Genomic DNA, 711 nt, shown 5'->3' on the forward strand with positions numbered 1-711 from the left:
GGCGTCTGTCCTCATCGCCCGTCGCCCAGCGACGATAAGTGTTCAAGCCGATACCGAGTTCGATGCATGCGCTCTGCAAGCGTGCACCGGCCTGGCGAGCCTCATCGACCAACGCTACAGCTTGACGGCGATCCTGGGCATTGGTCATTCTTCCTCGTCCCCCCAGATCGCCCGGGCTTTTTTTCGCAAGGTCAGCAATGCTGCCGTCTCAGCCAGCGCGGCGTTCTTGCGGCGCAGCTCGCGCTCCAAATCGCGCGTGCGGCGACGTTCAGCCTTGAGCGCGTCGGCCTCCTGCCGGGCGGCGCTCTGGCTCTGCGCGTTGGCCTGCTCGCAACTCGTTCGCCAGCGGCGCAACTGCTCGGCATACAGTCCCCGGCGCCGGCAGTACTCGGCCAGCTCCACTTCGGACAGCGCAGCGCTTTCCAGCACGGCGTTGAACTTGTCCTGCGAGCTCCAGCCCTCGCTGTCCGACGCCTGGTCTGGCAACAAACGGCCCTGGCCGCGGGCCTGTTTGCGCCAGTTATAGATCGTGGCCTCGGAAATGCCTTCTTCGCGTGCCAGGTCGGAGACCGTGCGGTTGTGCGGGGCCAGTAACTTCTTCAGGATGGCTTCCCGGCGTTCTGCGGAATACTTCATCGGAACCTTCTCTTTGCCCCCAATGGTTTGGGACTCTAACAGCAACTGAGGTTCCAACTATTCTGACAGCGGGGG

General features: G+C 63.4%; 1 protein-coding gene. It reads right to left on the reverse strand.

Going from position 1 to position 711, the window contains the following annotated elements; all coding sequences use genetic code 11:
* Nucleotides 1-144: 144 nt before the first annotated feature.
* Nucleotides 145-636 (reverse strand): transposase, encoded by a 492-nt coding sequence (locus ACLPGZ_RS19590; RefSeq protein ID WP_012247241.1) that lies wholly within the window; start codon nt 634-636, stop codon nt 145-147.
* Between the last annotated feature and the right edge of the window lie 75 nt (nt 637-711).

This window comes from Alcaligenes sp. Me129 (assembly GCF_050487245.1).
Lineage (GTDB): Bacteria > Pseudomonadota > Gammaproteobacteria > Burkholderiales > Burkholderiaceae_B > Alcaligenes > Alcaligenes phenolicus.

Coding starts and splice junctions, on each gene's coding strand:
- ACLPGZ_RS19590 (WP_012247241.1), bottom strand. CDS start 636: ATGAAGTATTCCGCAGAACGCCGGGAAGCCATCCTGAAGAAGTTACTG.